Annotated in this window: 12 protein-coding genes; 2 read left to right on the forward strand and 10 right to left on the reverse strand. The window is 74.3% G+C overall.

Going from position 1 to position 15,434, the window contains the following annotated elements:
• Window positions 1-115 precede the first annotated feature (115 nt).
• On the forward strand, window positions 116-3,481 hold the full coding sequence (gene lysX, locus G7063_RS13645) for a bifunctional lysylphosphatidylglycerol synthetase/lysine--tRNA ligase LysX (RefSeq protein ID WP_166414877.1): 3,366 nt from the start codon (window positions 116-118) through the stop codon (window positions 3,479-3,481).
• 28 nt (window positions 3,482-3,509) lie between these two features.
• Here lysX and G7063_RS13650 read toward each other — a convergent pair whose 3' ends face one another.
• The 10 genes from G7063_RS13650 to purD all read right to left on the reverse strand — a co-directional run bounded on the left by G7063_RS13650 (window position 3,510) and on the right by purD (window position 14,087).
• A complete protein-coding gene (locus G7063_RS13650) occupies window positions 3,510-4,244 on the reverse strand; it encodes an alpha/beta fold hydrolase (protein WP_166414878.1) in 735 nt (244 codons plus the stop codon).
• On the reverse strand, window positions 4,241-4,969 hold the full coding sequence (locus G7063_RS13655; RefSeq protein ID WP_166414879.1) for a DUF998 domain-containing protein: 729 nt from the start codon (window positions 4,967-4,969) through the stop codon (window positions 4,241-4,243). Before G7063_RS13655 ends, G7063_RS13650 begins: the two co-directional genes overlap by 4 nt.
• A gap of 181 nt (window positions 4,970-5,150) precedes the next feature.
• Window positions 5,151-5,957, reverse strand: coding sequence for an ABC transporter ATP-binding protein (locus tag G7063_RS13660; RefSeq protein ID WP_166414880.1), 807 nt, complete (start codon window positions 5,955-5,957; stop codon window positions 5,151-5,153).
• The gene (locus tag G7063_RS13665) at window positions 5,958-7,058 is read right to left on the reverse strand and encodes an iron chelate uptake ABC transporter family permease subunit (RefSeq protein ID WP_166414881.1); all 1,101 of its coding nucleotides are present in this window, start codon (window positions 7,056-7,058) and stop codon (window positions 5,958-5,960) included.
• Entirely contained in the window at window positions 7,055-8,101 is a 1,047-nt protein-coding gene (locus tag G7063_RS13670; RefSeq protein ID WP_166414882.1) for an iron ABC transporter permease, read from the reverse strand. Before G7063_RS13670 ends, G7063_RS13665 begins: the two co-directional genes overlap by 4 nt.
• Window positions 8,102-8,111: 10 nt before the next feature.
• Window positions 8,112-9,170 (reverse strand): iron-siderophore ABC transporter substrate-binding protein, encoded by a 1,059-nt coding sequence (locus G7063_RS13675; RefSeq protein WP_166414883.1) that lies wholly within the window; start codon window positions 9,168-9,170, stop codon window positions 8,112-8,114.
• 116 nt (window positions 9,171-9,286) lie between these two features.
• Window positions 9,287-10,450: a siderophore-interacting protein gene (locus G7063_RS13680; RefSeq protein ID WP_166414884.1), complete on the reverse strand. Its 1,164-nt coding sequence runs from the start codon at window positions 10,448-10,450 to the stop codon at window positions 9,287-9,289.
• 174 nt (window positions 10,451-10,624) lie between these two features.
• Window positions 10,625-11,278 carry a hypothetical protein gene (locus G7063_RS13685; protein WP_166414885.1) on the reverse strand — a complete coding sequence of 218 codons (654 nt, stop codon included), beginning with the start codon at window positions 11,276-11,278 and terminating at the stop codon, window positions 10,625-10,627.
• Window positions 11,275-11,610: a PadR family transcriptional regulator gene (locus tag G7063_RS13690; protein WP_166414886.1), complete on the reverse strand. Its 336-nt coding sequence runs from the start codon at window positions 11,608-11,610 to the stop codon at window positions 11,275-11,277. Before G7063_RS13690 ends, G7063_RS13685 begins: the two co-directional genes overlap by 4 nt.
• Window positions 11,611-11,858: 248 nt before the next feature.
• Window positions 11,859-14,087: a phosphoribosylamine--glycine ligase gene (purD, locus tag G7063_RS13695; RefSeq protein ID WP_166414887.1), complete on the reverse strand. Its 2,229-nt coding sequence runs from the start codon at window positions 14,085-14,087 to the stop codon at window positions 11,859-11,861.
• Window positions 14,088-14,223: 136 nt separating this feature from the next.
• Here purD and G7063_RS13700 point away from each other — a divergent pair, with 136 nt between their 5' ends.
• A complete protein-coding gene (locus G7063_RS13700) occupies window positions 14,224-15,390 on the forward strand; it encodes an LCP family protein (protein WP_166414888.1) in 1,167 nt (388 codons plus the stop codon).
• Window positions 15,391-15,434: the final 44 nt, after the last annotated feature.

A 15,434-nucleotide genomic window follows, 5' to 3' on the forward strand; every position in this document is an offset into this window, starting at 1 on the left:
CCCTGGGCGGAGAGACCCTCGGTGAGATCGTCGCCTGGGACGATGCGCGGCGACCTCGCGGCACGATGGGATGGTGCACTGACGGACAGATCAGGTCCGACGAGGAGAACCGCGCATGCTTCACCATCACCGCCCCGCGCCCGCCGACGGCGTCGCGCGCTGGACCGGCCGCATCGTCCAGGCGTACGCCGTGTGGCTCGTCGTGGCCACGCTGCTGGTGCCGCTGCACCTGCCCGTGGTCCGCACGATCGCGCGCTTGCTCTCGGTGACGAACGTGCCGACGTTCCCGAGCGTCTTCTCGGCGGTCCTCGTCGCCGTCGTCGCCTCGGGTCTCGTCCGCGGGCAGCGCGCGGCCCTGTGGTTCGTCGTGTGGGTGTGGCAGGTGCCGAAGATCCTCGAGCTCGCGGTCGTCCTCGTGCTCCTCGGGCTGCAGCGGTTCCGCCCGTCGCTGTTCGAGTCGGTCGAGGACACCTGGTCGGTCCCGACGTGGCACTTCGTGCCGGGCGTCGTCGGGATCGGCATCGTCGTCATGCTCGTCGCGTCCCGCAACGCGTTCCCGGCACGGCTCACGCCCGGAGCATGGTGGCAGGCACTCGTCGTCCTCGTCGGCGGCGTCGCGACGTCCGCGCTCCTCACGTTCCTCACGCTCACGACGGTCGTCTGGCACGGGCACGGTGTCGGGTCCGCCGTCGTCTGGTCGTTGCGCGTCGCGACGGGCCGCTCCCCCGGCCCGCACCTGCACGGTCCTGCGTGGCTCGCGCTCGCGTCGGGCGCGCTGTCCGCAGCGTTCCTCGTCCTTGCGATCATCGTCTTCATGCGCGCGGCGCCGCACGACGGGGCGCGCGTCGCGGACGACGAGCTCGCGGTCCGCCGGATGCTCGCGCGCGACCGCCGCGGCGACTCGCTCGGGTACTTCGCGACGCGCGACGACCGGGCGGTCGTGCTCTCGGCCGACGGCCGCGCCGCGGTGTCCTACAACGTCGTCGCGGGCGTCGCCCTCGCGGCCGGCGACCCGCTCGGCACCAAGGACGCGTGGCCGGACGCGATCAGGCTCTGGCAGGCGCACGCCCGCACCTACGGGTGGGTGCCCGCGGTCCTCGCGGCGAGCGAGGCGGGCGCCGCGGCGTACGCGCGGGCGGGGCTGCGGGCGCTCGTCATGGGCGACGAGGCTGTCATCGGGACCCGGGCCTTCTCGCTCGGCGACCCGGACTCGGGGCGGCTGCGCCGCACGGTCGAGCACGCGCGGCGCGCCGGCCTCCACGTGCTCGTGCGCCGCCAGGACGACGTTCCTGCCGACGAGCTCGCACAGCTGACGACCGCGGCCGACACATGGCGGCACGGGGAGGTCGAGCGTGGGTTCTCCATGGCGCTCGGCCGCCTCGGCGACGCGCGTGACGGGCGCGCCGTCGTCGTCACGGCGCACGCGCCGACGGGCGAGGTCGTCGGCCTGCTGACGTTCGTCCCGTGGGGACGCCGCGGGCTGTCGCTCGACGTCATGCGGCGTTCGCCCGACGCCGCGGCGGGCGTCACCGAGCTCATGGTGACGACGCTCGTCGAGCGGTCGTCGGCCCTCGGCGTCGACGAGGTGTCGCTGAACTTCGCGATGTTCCGCGAGACGTTCGAGCACGGCGCGCGCATCGGTGCGACCTTGCCGCAGCGCGTAGCCCGGCGCGTCCTGCTCGTCGCGTCGCGCTGGTGGCAGCTCGACTCGCTCTACCGCGCGAACGAGAAGTATCGGCCCGCGTGGAGCCCGCGCCTGCTCTGCTACGACAACCCGGCGCAGCTCACGCAGGTGCTCCTCGCGGCGGGCCTCGCCGAGGGCTTCGTGCCGGGCCTGCCCTCGTGCTTCTGCCTCCCGTCGCGGTCGTGCCACCGGCAGGGGTTTGTCGCGACGCCCGCGCACGTCGACGCGGTGCGTGCGCTCGAGGCCGAGGTGCTCGAGCCGCGCGTCGTCGCGCCGCAGCTCTCCGAGCAGCAGCGGGTCCGCCACGCGAAGCTCGAGGTGCTGAGGGGAGCGGGCATGGAGCCGTACCCCGCGGCGGTGCCCCGCACGGTCGCCGTCGCCGACGTCGCCCTGCTCATGGGTGCGACGACCGCCGGAGTGCGCGGCCCCGCCGAGGCCGCCGTCGGCACGTTGCCGGACACACTCGCCGTGAGCGTCGTCGGACGCGTCGTGCGCGTGCGCGACCACGGCGGGGTCATCTTCGCCGACGTGCGCGAGGAGGGTCGCGAGGTCCAGGTCATGCTCACGGCCGACAGGCCGGACGCCCGTGCGCAGGTGTGGCGCCAGGCGGTCGATCTCGCGGACGTCGTCTCGGTGACGGGCGACGTCGTGCGGACCGCACGCGGCACGGTGACGGTCCATGCGCGGTCGTGGACGATGGCCGCGAAGTCGCTCGTGCCACCGCCGCGCAAGCACGGTGCGGGAGGAGTGTCGGCGCGGTCGCGTCACGTCGAGATCGCGCTCGACGAGCGTGCCCTGCACCGGGTGACGGCCCGCGCCGCGGCCGTGCGGGCGCTGCGCGAGACGCTCGCCGCACGCGGCTACCTCGAGGTCGAGACGCCGGTCCTGCAGCGCGTGCACGGCGGCGCGAACGCGCGCCCGTTCACGACGCACATCAACGCGTACGACCTCGACCTCACGCTGCGGATCGCGCCCGAGCTGTTCCTCAAGCGCCTGTGCGTGGGCGGGGTGCCGCGCGTCTTCGAGATCGCCCGGAACTTCCGCAACGAGGGCGTCGACGGCACGCACAACCCTGAGTTCACGGCGCTCGAGGCGTACGAGGCGCACGGCGACTACACGACGATGCGCACGCTCGCGCAGGACCTCGTCGTCGCGGCGGCGGTCGCGGTCCACGGGGAGCCCGTCGTGCCGTTGCCGGACGGCGGCACGCTGCGCGTCGACGGCCCGTGGCCGGTCGTCACTGTCCACGAGGCCGTCTCACGGGCGACGGGCACCCACGTCGACGCGGGCACGGACGTCACGGTGCTCGCGGAGCTGTGCGCGCGTCACGGCATCGAGCACTCGCGGCGCGCGACGGCGGGCGAGCTCGTCACGGAGCTCTACGAGGAGCTCGTCGAGGGGTCGACGGTCGCGCCGACGTTCTACACGGACTTCCCCGTCGAGACGTCGCCGCTCACGCGGCAGCACCGCGACGACCCGCGGCTCGCGGAGCGCTGGGACCTCGTCGCGTTCGGGACCGAGCTCGGCACGGCGTACACGGAGCTCACGGACCCGGTCGTGCAGCGCGAGCGCCTCACCGCGCAGTCGCTCGCCGCGGCGGCGGGCGACCCGGAGGCGATGGAGGTCGACGACGAGTTCCTCGACGCCCTCGGGTTCGGCATGGTCCCGACGGGTGGGATCGGCCTCGGTGTGGACCGGCTCGTCATGCTCGTCCTCGGGGCGCCGATCCGCGACGTGCTGACCTTTCCGTTCACGCGCCCGGACCCGCGGCTGCGGCGCGCGTCGGTCGACGCCTGACGCTCGACGCCTGACGGGTGCGCGGGCGTCAGCGGTCCGCGAGCGCGATGCGCGCGACGGTCCGCGGGTGGACGAGCGGGAAGAGGTGCCCTGCGTCCGCCACGGCGAGCCGGTGCGAGCCGACCCGGGACGCGAGCTCGCCCTGCGAGCGCAGGAACGCTCGGCCCGCGTGCCGCAGGCCGACGACGTGGACGGGCCGCGCGGTCGCGGGGACGGTCGCGCCGGCGTCGAGCATGCGACGCACGCGCGGCACCTGGGCCCAGCTCGCGCTCCACTCGGAGGCGAGGAACCGCCACGCCTCGGGGGTGCCGAGCCGGCGGCGGGCCTCGTCGCCGTCGAGCGTGTCTCTGGTGACGCCGCCGCCGCGCAGCGTGAGGCTGCGCAGGCGCGGGCCGCTGCCTGCAGCGACGCGCGCGCCCAGCTCGACGAGCCTCTCGGCGACGCGGGCACCCGCGCGGCCGGGGTGCAGGAGCGTGGGGTCGGCGTCGTAGGGCGACGTCGGGTCGAGCAGGACGAGCCGGTCGACCTCGCCCGGGTGCCGCAGCGCCCACTCGAGCGCGGCGAGGCCGCCGACCGAGTGCCCGACGAGCCGGACGGGGCCGTTCGCTCCGACGGCGTCGCGCACGTCGTCGACCGGGCCGGTCACGGGGACGCGCCACGAGTCGACGACGTGCACGGGTGTGCCGTCCGCGCCGAGTGCCGCGGCGAGCGGCGCGTAGTCGCTCGGCGCGAGCGCGAGGCCGGGCAGGACGACCCAGGTCATGGGCGCTCGTCACGTGGCTGCGCGCGCGGGGGTTCGGGCTCGAGGAGATGCCGGCCGGAGGTCGCGACGAGCATCGCGACGCACAGCAGCTGGAGCCGCTGGACGAGCCCCCACGGCTCGCCGCCGAGGAGGCCGACGGCGGCGACGACGCCGCTCGTGCCGAGGAGGACGGCCGCGGGCACGAGCACGGGCCAGGCCGCCGGGGCACGCCACGTGCGCCCGCGTCCGACGAGGACGACGACGGCGAGCGCGAAGGCCGCGAAGCCCGCGACCGTGCTCGTCACGCCGTGGATCGTGTGCATGAACGACACGTCGCCGGCTTCTTCGAGCGCGATGCACGCGGGCCGGGAGATGCCGCAGTCGAGGCGCGCGACGTCGTCGCCGACGGTCGCCACCGCGAGCACGAGCAGGCTCCCAGCGACGGCCCACCCGAACCAGTGCGCCGGCAGGCCGTGCGCGGCGACGAGCACGACGAGCGCGGCGAGGACGAGCGCCGCCCCCGTGCCGTCGATGACGCGCACGAGGAAGCCGTGCGGCTGGTCGGCCGCCATGAGCTCGGAGACGTACGTCGAGCGGACGTCGAGCGGGAAGCCGACGAGGGCCTCGGGCAGGAGCCCCGACATGAGGAGGCCCGCGAGCACGAGGAACGTCCGGACCGTCAGCGCGGCGGCGCGACCGACGCGGGTCGTGGGAACCGCGGGGGTCAGGACGTCGGGCACGCTCACCCGTCCACGCTAACCCCGCCGCGGCCGTGCGGACCCGGGCAACCGCCCGTCGGTCATCCAGGACGTGCGGCGGCCGTGCGCGCTCGTACCCGTCCGGGTCTCGCCGAGCCCCGGGGTGCAGGGGCAGGCTGCGGTCGAGGTGGAGGGTGACTCTGGAGGACGCACAGTGAGCCGTCCCGTCTCACACCACCCGGTGGTGCCGCCCCAGCGGCACGACGAGCGGCGTGCCCGTCACCGGGTCCGGCACGACGCGGCTGCGCAGCCCGAACACCTCCTCGACGATCGCCTCCGTCACGACGTCGGTCGGCGCACCCTCCGCGACGATCCGCCCGTCCTTCATCGCGACGAGGTGGTGCGCATAGCGGGCCGCGAGGTTGAGGTCGTGCAGCACCATGACGACGGTCCGGCCGAGGTCGCGGTTGAGGTCGGCGAGGAGGTCGAGGACGTCGACCTGGTGGGCGACGTCGAGGAACGTCGTCGGCTCGTCGAGCAGCAGCAGGGGCGTGCGCTGCGCGAGCGTCATCGCGATCCACACGCGCTGCCGCTGCCCTCCCGAGAGCTCGTCGACCGACCGCCCGGCCAGGTCGAGGACGCCCGTGAGAGCGAGAGCATCCGCGACCGCGGCGTCGTCGTCGGGTGTCCACCGGCGCAGCCAGCCCTGGTGCGGGTAGCGTCCCCGCCCCACGAGGTCGGCGACCGTGATCCCCTCGGGCGCGATCGGCGTCTGGGGCAGCAGGCCGAGCACGCGTGCGACGTCCTTCGTCGGACGGCTCGCGATGTCCGCACCGTCGAGCAGCACCGCCCCCGAGCGCGGCGCGAGCAGGCGCGCGAGCCCGCGCAGGAGCGTCGACTTGCCGCACGCGTTCGCGCCGACGACGACTGTGACCTTCCCCGGCGGGACCGTCACGGTGAGGTCGTCGACGACGAGCCGTTCCCCGTAGCCGAGGCTCAGCCCCGCAGCCGCGAGCGTGTGCTCAGCGTGGTTCATCTATCCACCTTCCCCGGAGCGGTTCGCCCGCGCCAGGAGCCACAGCAGGACGGGCGCGCCGAGCACACCCGTGACGACACCGACGGGCAGAGCCGTCGGCAGGAGCGAGGTCGCGACGAGGTCCGCCGCGAGGACGAGGCACGCACCCGTGAGCGCGGACGCGCCGAGGGAGACGCCTCCGCCCGTGAGGCGTCGGGTCAGCGGGCCCGAGAGGAACGCGACGAACGCGACGGGCCCGGCCGCGGCCGTCGCGACCGCAGCGAGCGCGACGGCGACGACGAGGAGCCCGGCCTTCGCGGGCTCGACGCGCGCACCGAGGCCGGCCGCCGCGTCGTCGCCGAGCTCGAGCGCACGCAGCCGCAGCGTCGCGAACGCGGCGAGCGGCAGCAGCACCGCGAGCGCGACCCACAGCACGGGCACCTGGTCCCACGACGCACGCGACAGCGAGCCCGTGATCCACACGAGCGCGCGCGACGCCTCCGTGACCTCCGCGCGCGTGAGCCCCCACGCGGTCACCGCGTTGAGAACCGCCGCGACGCCAACACCGACGAGCACGAAGCGATAGCCCGAGATCGTGCCGCGCCGCGCGAGCACGTAGATGACAGCCGCCGTCACGAGCGCACCCACGAACGCGACCGGTGCGACCGCGACCGCGCCGAGCCCACCGACCGTCATGCCGAGGACCGCCGCCGCGCTCGCGCCCGCCGTGATGCCGATGACGTCGGGACTCGCGAGCGGGTTGCGCACGAGCGTCTGGATGATCGTGCCCGACGCGCCGAACGCCGCGCCCACGCCGAGCGCGACGAGCAGCCGCGGGAGGCGCTGCTCCATGACGATGAACGTCGCGCCAGGGATCTGCTCCCCGCCGAGGATCCGCACGACGTCGACGAGCGCGACCCGGAACGGGCCGAGCGTCAACGTGACGACGACGAGCGCGACCACCAGGACGACGAGCACGGCCGCGACCGTCGAACGACGGCGTCGGCCGCGCGTGCGGACCGCGCGGACGCGGTCCACGGCGGCGCCGGGCGCCGGGCGCTCGGAGGCGCGGCGAGCGTCGGGCGCAGGCCCCGCGTCACGCGCGGCGGCGGCCGCGCTCACAGCTCCGCCAACCGGCGACGACGCACGAGCACGACGAACACGGGCGCCCCGACGACCGCGGTGACGAGCCCGACCTCGAGCTGCCCCGGCGTCGCGACGACCCGCCCGAGGACGTCGGACACGACGAGCAGCGCCGCCCCCAGGAGCGCCGAGTACGGCAGCAGCCACCGGTGGTCCGGCCCCGTGATCGCACGACCCACGTGCGGCACGACGAGCCCGACGAACGCGATGGGCCCAGCGAGCGCCGTCGCCGCCCCGCACAGCAGGACGACGGCCACGCCGACGACCGCGCGCGCCCGCCCGACGTGCTGACCGAGCCCGCGCGCGACGTCCTCGCCGAGCGCGGCCGCGTCGAGCATCCGCCCCGAGGCGAGCGCCAGCACCGCCCCCACGACGAGGAACGGCGCGAGCTGGGCCACCTGCCCGAGGTCGCGTCCACCGACCGACCCGACCTGCCAGAAGCGGAACGTGTCGAGCGCGTCCGTGCGCGTCACGAGCACCGCCGTGACGAGGCTCGTGAGCGCGGCCGTCACGCATGCCCCCGCGAGCGCAAGCTTGACGGGCGTCGCACCCTCACGTCCAGCGGACGCGACGACGTGCACGACGACGGCCGCGGCCGCCGCCCCCGCGAACGCGAACCACACGTAGCCGCGCGGGTCGCTCACGCCCGCGACAAAGATCCCGAGGACGACGGCCGCGCTCGCACCCGCGTTGATCCCGAGGATCCCGGGGTCGCCGAGCGGGTTGCGCGTGAGTCCCTGCATGAGCGTCCCGGCCAGGCCGAGGGCCGCGCCGACGACGAGCGCGACGACGGTCCGCGGCACGCGCGAGCGCACCGCGGCGTGATCGAAGTTCTCCGGGTCGAAGGACGTGAGCGCCGCCCACGCGTCGGCAGGCGAGACCTGCCGCGCGCCCACACCGACGGACACGACGACCAACACCCCGAGGAGCACGCACCCGACGAGCAGGCCCGCGGCGAGCGCGGGCGCACGGCGCAGCGGCCGCACCAGGGGTGCGGCCGCTGCGGGCGTGGTCGTCGTCATCGAGGTCCGGTCAGCCGAGCTTGCTGACGGCCTCGACGAGCTTCGGCACGTACGCGTCGATCGCCCACGGGACCGACAGCGGCGAGGGTGCCGACGTCGAGAGGTTGAACGTCGGGTCGTCGAGCGCGACGAACGACCCACGCTGGATCGCGGGGATCTTGCCGAGCAGCGGGTCCTTCTTCACGGCCTCGAGGTGCGCGGCGTCGTCGACGTACGCAAGCACGACGTCCGCGTCGATCTGGTCGACGAGCTCGGCCGAGAGCGTCCCGAAGAACCCCTCGGTCTCCTTCGACAGCTCGGCGATCTTCGGCGCGTCGACCATGCCGAGCGCCTTGAGGAACTGCACGCGCGAGTCGGTCGACGTGTAGAAGTACACGCTCGACGGGTCGGACGACGTGAACGACAGGTACGCGAAGCTCTTGCCCTCGATTTGCGGGTTTGCGGCGACGGCGTCGGCGATCTTCTTCTCGATCTGCGCCTTGACCTCACCGGCCTTCGCGTCGAGGCCGAGCGCCTTGCCCGTCGTCGCGAGCTGGTCCTGCCACGACGTGCCCCAGGGCGTGCCCGGGTAGGCGACCGTCGGCGCGATCTTCGTGAGCTTGTCGTGGTCGGCCTTCTCGAAGCCGCCGTACACCCCGAGGACGAGGTCCGGCGCGGCCTTCGCGAGGCCGTCGTAGTCGAAGCCGTCGGCCTCGTCGAGCAGCGCGGGCGTCTGCGCGCCGAGGCCCGTGAGCGCGTCCTTCACCCACGGCAGGAGACCGTCGGAGTCGCCGCCGTAGCTCGCGAAAGGCATGGCGACGGGTACGACGCCGAGAGCGAGCGCCGCGTCCTGGTTGGCCCACGAGATCGCGGCGACGCGCTGCGGCTGGGCCTTGATCGTCGTCTCGCCGAAGACGTGCTGGACCGTCACGGGGAAGGCCGCGGCGTCCGCGGACGTCGGCGCCGCGGGTGTCGTCGTCGTCGTGCCGCCGGGGGCGTCGGTCGTGCACGCGGTGAGAGCGGTCGCCGCGAGGAGGCCGGTCACGGCGGCCACGAGGGCGCGGCGGGAACGGATGCGTGAGTTCGTCACGAGGGTGATGCCTTTCGTCGAGTGGGGAGGCGCGTCGTGTGCGCCGGCGCGGCGTACGCGTCTCGCGAGCGCCGCGCGGGTCGAGCGGGTCATGCAGGCTGCGGGCGTCGTGCGCCTCAGCACTCGGCGCGACCGAGGCGCCAGTAGCCCATGAAGGCCACCCAGCGGCGGTCGATGCCGAGGTCCTGGACGAGGTGGCGGCGCAGGTCGCGCACGGTGGCGGCCTCCCCCGCGATCCAGGCGTAGCACCCGTCGGCGGCCCCTGAGGGCTCGACGGGGTGGTCGGTCGCGGCGTCCACGCCGGTCGCGGCCGCGGCCGTGAGGGCGCGGACGGCCGGCGTGTCCCAGAGGACGGTCGTGTCGATGTCGACGTCCTCGACGACGTCGGGCAGGCGGTCGTGGCCGAGGCCGCACGAGCGACCCGCGGCGCACACACTGCACCCGTCGGCGCGGGCGGCCATCGCGCGTCGGACGGCGGCGTCGAGGCGCGCGCCGTGCGGCAGCGGGGCACCGTCGTGCGGTGCGACGGTCGTGCCGCCGGGGAGATGGACGACGCCGGCCCGGGGTTCGGCGCCAGGTGTCACGGTGGTCGACGCGTCCGCGCCGAGCGTCGTCGTCGGCAGACCGGGCACGCGGGGCAACCACGTGAGGCGCACGCCCACGGGCAGCGTGACGTCGAGCGCGTCGTCGGGCAGGGGGATCTCGACGAACGCCTCAGCGTCCGTGCCGGGCGCGAGCTGCTCGCAGATCGCGACGATCGCGGGCGCGGCAGTCTCGTCGCCCGCGAGGACGACGCGGCGGGTGCCCGCGGGCGGTGCCCACTCGAGGCCGACGGGGTCACCGTCCCAGTCGGCGTCCGGCCCGGAGAGGACGGCGGTCGTGCCGGGCGTGAGGTCGGCTGCCCACCGGGAGGCGGGGCCGGCCGTGGGGCCGGTGCCGTGGAGAACCATGTCGATGTCGAGCTCGGTCGTGGCACCCTCGCCGCGGATCGCGCGGACCGTGTACGTGCGGATGGGGCTACGGTGCTCGACGGGCGTCGCACGCCAGCGGGCGTACCAGTCGTCGCCGTCGAAGTCTGCGGTGCGGGCCGGGGTGCCGTCGGGTGCGGGCAGCGCGAGCTTGAGGCGCTGGTCGAGCCCGGCGCGGCCGAGGCGCGCAAGCTCCGCGCCCATGAACGTCACGCGGACGAAGGACGGCGAGAGCCGCTCGACGTTCGCGACGACGACGGGGAACGCGCGGTAGGCGGACGCGCTCGAGGCACGCCGCCGCCGGGCAACCATGGGGGAAGGCACACCTAACTATGGCACGCCTTACCTAACCAGCAAACCCCCAGCACCCACGTTCCCGTTCCGCGAGATAGTCACCTGAGCGCGACCTAGTCGCTCTGCCGCACTAGGTCGCGGCGCCGGGACTAGGTCGCGCGGCATGGGCCGCAACGCTGGCCCTGCCGCGTGTCAGCGGAGCGGGGTGCGGGGGCGGCGGGCGAGCAGGTCCGGGACCGGCTCGCCCGGGAAGAACGTGCGCCACGCCGAGCGACTCACGCGACGCCCCCAGGCCGGGACCAGGCACGGCCCGAGGAGCGCCAAGGGAAGCACGATCCCCGCCACGAAGTTGAACGGCATCCCGCCATCCAGCCCCGCGTACAGGTTGAGGAGGACGAGCGGCACGAAGAAGGCCAGCTGCCACGGCAGCCGCAGCCACGGACTGAGCGCGAGGTCGACGAGCCACGCGCGGTGCGCGACCCGGTCCCGCTCCGCGAGGCGGATCCCGAACCCGGCCCACATCCGCAGGGTCCACGGCGGCCGCTCGCGGCGGCGTAGCGCCCAGCCGCCGTGCACGAGCGCGAGGCCCTCGCGCAGGCCGAGCCGTCGCCGTCCGGGCTCGGCGAGCTCGAGTGCGGTCGCAACGAGATCGTCGCCGAAGGTCACGCGCCAGCGGCGCGGGTAGGAGTTCATCCACCACCGCACGGAGCGCTCGTAGCGAGAGCGGCCCGACGACGACGGCGACCCGCCCCATCCAGAGCCAGCACCCGACGCGCCCGCAGGCATACCTCCGTCGAGGCTCGCGCCCGCCCCATCCACGGGCCCAGGTCCCGTCGCCCCGGTCATGCGACACCGCCCACGGCGCCGTCGGCCCCGAACGCACCGAGCGCCCGACGCCCACGCGCAGCGAGCTCGGCGAGCCGGAGGGTTTCCGTCCGAGCGACGCGGAGGCCGTCGTCGGTGAGCCGGTAGTAGCGCCGGGCACGGCCGTCGGCGACCTCCTCGCCGTCGTCGGCGATGAGATCGGCGCCGAGGAGCCGCTCGAGGTTGCCGTAGAGCGTGCCGGCGCCGAGACGGACGTCGCCGTCGGAGAGCTCGCGCACGCGGGCGGCAAGGCCGTAGCCGTGCTGCCGCCCGTCAGCGAGCGCGAGCAGCAGCAGGTAGGCCTGCGAGGTCATCCGAAACGGGGTCACGGTAGATATATATCGCCCAGCGACCCATCCACACAACCCCAACCGGACAATGCTCGAGAACTCCGGCTCCCCGCGCTGGCCCCCGACGCACGCCGACCTAGTCCCGCCGACGCGACCTAGAACCCGAGGGGTTCTAGGTCGCGTCGGCGGGACTAGGTCACGGTGGAAGGACTAGGCGACGAGCTCAGCGGGCATCGTCCGTCAGCAGGCGTCGCCCGTCGACGCATCGTGTGTCAGCGCTCGAGCGGGGCGCCCGTGAGGCGCGTGTACGCCTCCTCGTAGCGTTCGCGCGTCGCCTCGACGACCTCGGACGGGAGCGCCGGCGGCTCCTCGCCGGACGCGCGGTCCCAGCCCGACGCCGCCGACACGAGCCAGTCGCGCACGTGCTGCTTGTCGAAGCTCGGCTGCGCGCGCCCCGGCTGCCACTCGTCCGCGGGCCAGAAGCGCGAGGAGTCGGGCGTGAGCACCTCGTCGCCGAGCACGATCGCGCCCGTCACCGGGTCGATGCCGAACTCGAGCTTCGTGTCCGCGAGGATGATGCCGCGCTCGCGCGCGAGCTCGGCCGCACGCGAGTAGACCTCGAGCGTCAGCGCGCGCAGCCGCGCCGCGTTGTCGACACCGATCTTCGAGACGACGACGTCGAACGACACGTTCTCGTCGTGCTCGCCGACCTCGGCCTTCGTCGCGGGCGTGAAGATCGGCTCGGGCAGGCGTGAGCCGTCCTCGAGCCCGTCGGGCAGCGGCACGCCGCACACCGTGCGCGAGGCCCGGTACTCGAGGAGCCCGGAGCCCGTGAGGTAGCCGCGTGCGACGCACTCGACGGGGAACATCTCGAGGCGGCGGCAGATCATCGCGCGCCCCGCGACCTCGGCGGGCACGAGACCGCCGCCCGCGACGGACGAGACCTCGGTCGAGACGACGTGGTTGTCGACGACGTCCGCGAGCTGCGCGAACCACCACAGGCTCAGCTGCGTGAGGACCTCGCCCTTGCCGGGGATCTCGCTCGCGAGCACGAAGTCGTAGGCGGAGATGCGGTCGGAGGCGACGACGAGCACGACGTCGCCGAGCGCGTGCTCGCCGACGGGCTCGTAGAGGTCACGGACCTTGCCCGAGTACACGTGGCGCCAGCCCGGCAGGTCGCGTGCGGTGCCGCCGCCCGGCACGCTCGGCGCTGCGGTGCCCGGCACGGTGATCGGCTCGCCGAGGCCTGCGGCGCGGGCCGCGATGTCGCTGCGGTGGTGCGAGCCGGGCAGGGTGATGCGGCCGACGCCCGCGTACGCGGCGTCGCGTGCGGCGACGAGGTCGCTGCCGACGCCGACGACCGACAGGACGCGCCCGCCCGACGCGACGAGCGCGCCGTCGACGATGGAAGTGCCGGCGTGGAGCACGTGCACCCCGTCCACAGCCTCCGCGTCGGCGATGCCGTCCACAGGGTCGCCCGCGCGGGCGTCCGCCGGGTACCCGTGCGCCGCGACGACGACCGTGACGGCCGCGTCGTCGGACCACTCGAGCTCACCGAGCTCCGCGAGCGTGCCCGTCGCGGACGCGAGGAGCACGCGGGACAGCGGCGTCCGCAGCCGCGCGAGGACCACCTGGGTCTCGGGGTCGCCGAAGCGCGCGTTGAACTCGACGACGCGCGTGCCCTTCGACGTCAGGGCGAGACCGACGTAGAGGATGCCCGCGAACGGCGTGCCGCGGCGCGCCATCTCGTCGACGGTCGGCTGGGCGACGTCCCGCACGACCTCGTCGACGAGGCCCGCAGGCGCCCACGGCAGCGGCGAGTACGCGCCCATGCCGCCCGTGTTCGGCCCCGCGTCGTCGTCGTGCGCACGCTTGAAGTCCTGGGCCGGCTGCAGCGGCACCACCGTCGTCCCGTCGGACACGCAGAACAGCGAGACCTCGGGGCCGTCGAGGTACTCCTCGAGGACGACGCGACCCTCGGTGCCGCGCGCCTCGAGGCACGCCGCACCGTGCGCGAGCGCCTCGGCACGGTCGGTCGTCACGACGACGCCCTTGCCCGCCGCGAGCCCGTCGTCCTTGACGACGTACGGCGCGCCGAGCTCGTCGAGCCCGGCCTCGAGCTCGGCGAGCGTCGTGCACACGACCGGGCGCGCGGTCGGCACGCCGGCCGCCGCCATGACCTCCTTCGCGAAGGCCTTCGAGCCCTCGAGCTGTGCCGCGGCCGCGTCCGGCCCGAAGACCGGGAAGCCCGCAGCCCGCAGGACGTCGCCGACGCCCGCGACGAGCGGCGCCTCCGGCCCGACGACGACGAGCTCGGCACCGAGCGTCCGTGCGAGCGCCACGACGGCCTCACCGTCGGTCGCCGCGACCGCGTGCAGCGTCGCGAGCCCGGCGATGCCCGGGTTGCCCGGCGCGGCGTGCAGCTCGTGCGCGCCCTCCGACGCGAGGGAGTGGACGATGGCGTGCTCGCGGGCACCTGTTCCCAGGACGAGGATCTTCACGCGGGAATCCTACGGGCGTCGCGGCGCCCGCGCCGAGGCCGTCCATCCCCTGCCAGCACGCCATCTTCACGATCTCTCACCCGATCCACCGGCCGTTCCACGCCACCGCTGCCGCCGTGACCACTAGATTCGTCGGGTGCCCGCCTCTACGCGCCTCGTCCGCCACGCCCGCCTCCGCCGCGACCACCGCGCCCTGCGGGCGACCGGTCTCACCCTTGCGGGCGTCCTCGCCTTCGGCGGGACCGCCGCGGCGATGGTCAACCATGACCTGCAGAGGTCGCTCAACGTCCAGGACATCGACGGCCTGCTCGGCACCGACCGTCCGACGATCGTCGAGGACCCGAGCGACCCGTACGCGGGCAAGCAGCTCAACATCCTCGTCATGGGCACGGACATGCGCGACGCGGAGAACGAGGCGATCGCCGGCAAGGCCGACACGATGGCGTCGGACACGACGATGGTCGTGCACATCTCGGGCGACCGGAAGCACGTCGAGGTCGTCTCGATCCCCCGCGACTCCATGGTCGCCCTGCCCGCGTGCACGACGGGCGACGGCGGCACGTCGTACGCGAGCGACTACGCGATGTTCAACTCGGCGTTCGCGATCGGCGCCGGCAGCACCCAGAACCTCGAGACCGCCGCGGCCTGCACCGTCAAGGCTGTCGAGCAGCTCACGGGCGTCCGCATCACGAGCCACATCGTTCTGAAGATGACGGGCGTCGTCGACGTCGTCGACGCGCTCGGCGGCGTCGAGGTCGACCTGCCGGAGCCCGTCGTCGGGTTCAAGAAGTGGTCGAACATCAACCTGCCCGCGGGCAAGCAGACTCTCGACGGCCGGACGTCGATCGAGTTCCTCCGCGTCCGCAAGGGCACGGGCATGGGCCTCAACCAGGGGTCGGACCTCACCCGCATCACGCGCCAGCAGTTCTTCCTCGACGCGATGGTCAAGCAGGTCCTCTCGCAGAACCTCGTCACCGACTCCCCCAAGCTCTACGGCGTCGTGAAGTCGGTGCTCGCGGCCATCAGCACGAGCCCGGACCTCGGCACGACGTCGGCCCTCGCGGGCCTCGCGTTCTCGCTCAAGGACACCCCATCGAAGAACATCGTGTTCACCGAGCTCCCGCTCGGCACGGACCCGCGCGACAAGAACCGTGTCGTGTGGCTCCCCGAGGCCGAGGAGATCTGGCAGCGCATCATCCACGACGAGCCTGCACCGCAGCCGACCGACGAGCCCACGGACGGTGCGTCCGCCGGCTCGAAGGACGGCGCCAAGGACAAGGCGACGACGGGCGCCCAGGGCTGAGGCCCACCCCGCAGCACGACAGATAGACGGAGCCCCACCATCGA

The organism is Sanguibacter sp. HDW7, from assembly GCF_011300875.1.
Classification (GTDB): domain Bacteria; phylum Actinomycetota; class Actinomycetes; order Actinomycetales; family Cellulomonadaceae; genus Flavimobilis.